Source organism: Paenibacillus sp. P5_B5 (assembly GCF_056400365.1).
On record NZ_JBFULK010000040.1, the window covers coordinates 1 to 3,476 of the forward strand.

7 protein-coding genes are annotated in these 3,476 nt (G+C 36.5%); all 7 read left to right on the forward strand.

The genetic code is table 11. The annotated features are described in order from the left end of the window. On the forward strand, positions 1–211 hold a 211-nt coding region (locus tag AC1DOK_RS24260; RefSeq protein WP_477556862.1), incomplete at its 5' end, for a dihydrofolate reductase family protein. Between the two features lie 188 nt (positions 212–399). Beyond that, positions 400–864 (forward strand): hypothetical protein, encoded by a 465-nt coding sequence (locus AC1DOK_RS24265; protein WP_477556863.1) that lies wholly within the window; start codon positions 400–402, stop codon positions 862–864. Between the two features lie 125 nt (positions 865–989). Next, positions 990–1,757, forward strand: coding sequence for a nucleotidyltransferase domain-containing protein (locus AC1DOK_RS24270; RefSeq protein WP_477556864.1), 768 nt, complete (start codon positions 990–992; stop codon positions 1,755–1,757). Positions 1,758–1,992: 235 nt separating this feature from the next. Beyond that, the gene (locus tag AC1DOK_RS24275; protein WP_477556865.1) at positions 1,993–2,124 is read left to right on the forward strand and encodes a hypothetical protein; all 132 of its coding nucleotides are present in this window, start codon (positions 1,993–1,995) and stop codon (positions 2,122–2,124) included. 193 nt (positions 2,125–2,317) lie between these two features. After that, complete coding sequence (locus tag AC1DOK_RS24280; protein WP_477556866.1) at positions 2,318–2,572, forward strand: hypothetical protein; 255 nt, start codon at positions 2,318–2,320, stop codon at positions 2,570–2,572. A gap of 185 nt (positions 2,573–2,757) precedes the next feature. Then, positions 2,758–3,183, forward strand: coding sequence for a hypothetical protein (locus tag AC1DOK_RS24285; protein ID WP_477556867.1), 426 nt, complete (start codon positions 2,758–2,760; stop codon positions 3,181–3,183). 95 nt (positions 3,184–3,278) lie between these two features. Next, on the forward strand, positions 3,279–3,476 hold a 198-nt coding region (locus tag AC1DOK_RS24290; RefSeq protein WP_477556868.1), incomplete at its 3' end, for a hypothetical protein.

Consider the following 3,476-nt stretch of genomic DNA (forward strand, 5'->3'; position numbering starts at 1 on the left):
GGATATGGTCATCCTCGGCAGTCCTAGGTTCGCACACCACCTTATGCAGCTTGATTTAATTGATGAGTATAAAATTACGGTTTCTCCCGTCCTGATCGGTAAGGGATTGCCGTTATTCCAAGGTCTCAAGGAGAAGATCAATCTTAAGCTAATCGAAAACAAGACCTTTGATTCTGGAGCCATAGGTCTCGTTTATCAGACGGTAAGATGACCTTGTCACTTAAGGTGATTACGCTAACGGGACACGATAGATCAATAATGAAAGGGCTGCCAACTGGCAGCCCTTTTCAGCTAACGGGCAGGATAATGAAATAAATTGTCGAATTGATCAACAAACTCAGACCAAGTCTTTAGTTCACGTGAAAGATAGTGATAATAAAAAGCAATACAGGGGGAAATGTGAAGGTTTCTATAAGTAGTCTATTTGCTGAACCAGGTTGTTTTTTTTCAATATCTTATAAAGTACATTTATACATCAGGGACATACTTAATGAAAAAATAATAGTGCCTAATAATATTACAGAGAAAATAAAGGATTACCATATGTCTTTAATGGTATCCACTAATTCACAAATAAAAGAAGTTGAAGTGAAGGGCCCTAGCCGAGATACGCGTAATAAGTACTTAACGTGGGGATTATTTCTTCCATATAAAGAAATAGTGAGTTTTAATGACGAGAGAGAGCCTTATCTTAAATATTTTTTTGAAGCAATTAAGGTTTTACTAGCAAAATATGACGTTACTGAGAATGAGATTGCTACGGTTGAAAGTATTGTGAGGCAGGAGATATTGGGTAATCCAGAGTACTATACCGAAAAAGAGATTTTTGAGGAAATTGATCTTTCTGATCTTGGATTGGACTAACACTTTATTGAGCTAACGGGCAGGATAGTTGAATGATTTCGCGAATAACTTAAGTCTTGACGAATTTACGAAGTTCGCAAAAAAGACGTTAGCCGAAAGAAGTTCTTAGTTTAGGAGGAGTCTATATGATATTAGAAAAAGTTATAAATAGAATTGTAATACAAAGTGAATATAAGGATTTTGTTGATAAGTATATAGATAATATACTTACCGAATTTAAAGGTAAGATTCATAGCATTTATATGTGTGGCTCGATTCCAAAAGGAACTGCTAAACCTTTTAAGTCAGATGCAGACTTTACTATTGTATGTGTAAATCCCAAAGATATTGATTACGAAAGATTGTCAAATATTAAAGACAGGCTTTTGGAAGAATATCCAGTAGTAACTAAGATTGATACGATAATTTGCTCGATTGACGATGTATTAAGTAAACCAAATGAGTGGGGTTTTTGGGTTAAGATAATTTGTGTTTGCATATATGGTCATGACGTTGGTGAAAAAGTACCACCGATAATTATTTCTCCAGAGTTCATTTTAGACTTAAATACAGAGACCAAGGAGGAAGTAGATCGTATACATAGTTTACTTTCTAATGCTAGTGATAACACAATGAAAACTAGATATATTAAAGGTTACTCTAAGAGATTAATTCGTGCATTATACTCTTTGGTTTTAGAAGATACAGGTGTATGGCAAGATGACATTATTAAGATGAAGAATGCCATATTAAACTATTGTGAGATTGACTCCGCTTTAGTTGATTATCTGTATGCTTGTTACTTGGATAGTAATGTACTTGTTGAAGAGTTTCTGGGAATTGCAGATGAAGTATATAGCTATTTTGAGAACACCTTAAATGCAATGGCTGCTTCCAGAACTTCCTTCGGCTAACACCATATTGACGCTCCGGGTCACTCTGAGAAGCGAGTGACCACATCCAGCCCCCTAAGCCCGTCGGGACGTCACTGCATTAGGTGTTCGGCAAGCCTCACAACTATAAGCAGCGACTCTAATTAAAACATAAGACTATTGAGCTAACGGGATACTTTAGCTCAATAATCATCAGGAGAAGGATAGCGTAATAAGGTAATGAATTTTTCAGGTGAAGTATAGATGGGGATTTTGAATGGATTGGTTATGGGTATGGTTTGCATTTGCCCTTGCTGCGGGGGCGTTTTATAACTCCTATGAAGTAATAAAAGAGAATAAAAAGTTGAAAGAAAGAATTGAAAAATTAGAAGAAGAAGTATATAAATAATTTCAGCTATCGGAACACGATAGTTCAGACAACCAGGGAGCAGACCGCTACGAGCAGCTGCTCCCTTTCGCATTGAAGTAACGGGAGAATAGCGCAATAAGTTATTTGCAATAATCACCAATGTATGATTTATATTAAGTGTTATGGTTAGCCAATCAGGATTATAATTCATTTCAAGCGAGGTGAACAACAAATGTGGAAGAGCAGTTTTATATCTGGTCTGGGACTGATTGCATTAAGTGGCATTTTGTTCACAGCAGAAAGATTTATTGCAGTTTTTAAATGGATTGGTGAATCGGTTCCAGTAAAAATAAACGGGTCTGGATCGTATTTCCCTGAACCAACTATGCCTGGTGTGTTTGATAATTTATTCGTAGCGATTTTCTTGATACTTGGACTAGTTTTATTAATAATTGGGCTAAGTAGAGGAATAAAGAAATCTATTTGAAGTTATTCCGTTAACGGGACACTATAGTTGAACAACAAAGGAGCAGTTTGCTACGGCAGCTGCTCCTTTTCTTTATTAATCTAACGAGTAGGATAACGCAACAAATCCGATGTTATAATCGTATAAATATTGGAATGATTGGTAAATCTACTTTTTTCAAGTCAAAAAGAAAGGAATGTGGAATTATGAAAATAGGAAAAAAATCTTATATCGTAGTTTTCGCAGGGCTGATTTTTGTAACAGGAATAGCTCTATATTCTGTGCCGGGATTGGACTATCTAAATAATTACAGAACTACAGTTCCAGAGAATGAATACCTTATTAAAGCTTCTGAAGATGTTCCTAATTACCCTGTTAACGAACGAGGACAAACCTATGGTAATGGACCATACCCTGCAGGACCAGATCAGGAACCTGATTTAATTGCTGCAGTAGGTGTGGATGGTACTATGGGATATGTACTGAAAAAAGATTTAGATGGTGAGCAACCTAAGACACCCGAGGAAGCTCTAGCCATACAAAAGAGTTTGCCCCAAGGTGGTTATGATATCCCGCTATATGACGTTGATGGTAAAACCGTTATTGGTATCTTTCATATTGGAGGCAACTGATAAAAAATTATGACTTCCAATTGATAAGCTAACGGGGAACGATAGTTTAATAAAAGAGTAGCACTATTGGGGCATGGTAGAGGGAGCGTGATGCAGTGGAAGGGATAGCTGGAATTATTATAATTTTTATTGTTTTTATGATTCCTATGTATGGAGTATTAATATGGACTTATTTTTGTCCTGAGGATAGTTTATTATGGGGGAAACGATGGCTGTATGAAGAAGAGCCTGAAATATCTAATGCGGCAATTCGCTTTGCGAAAGTATCCTCATTGACAGCTATTGTGGTGCTG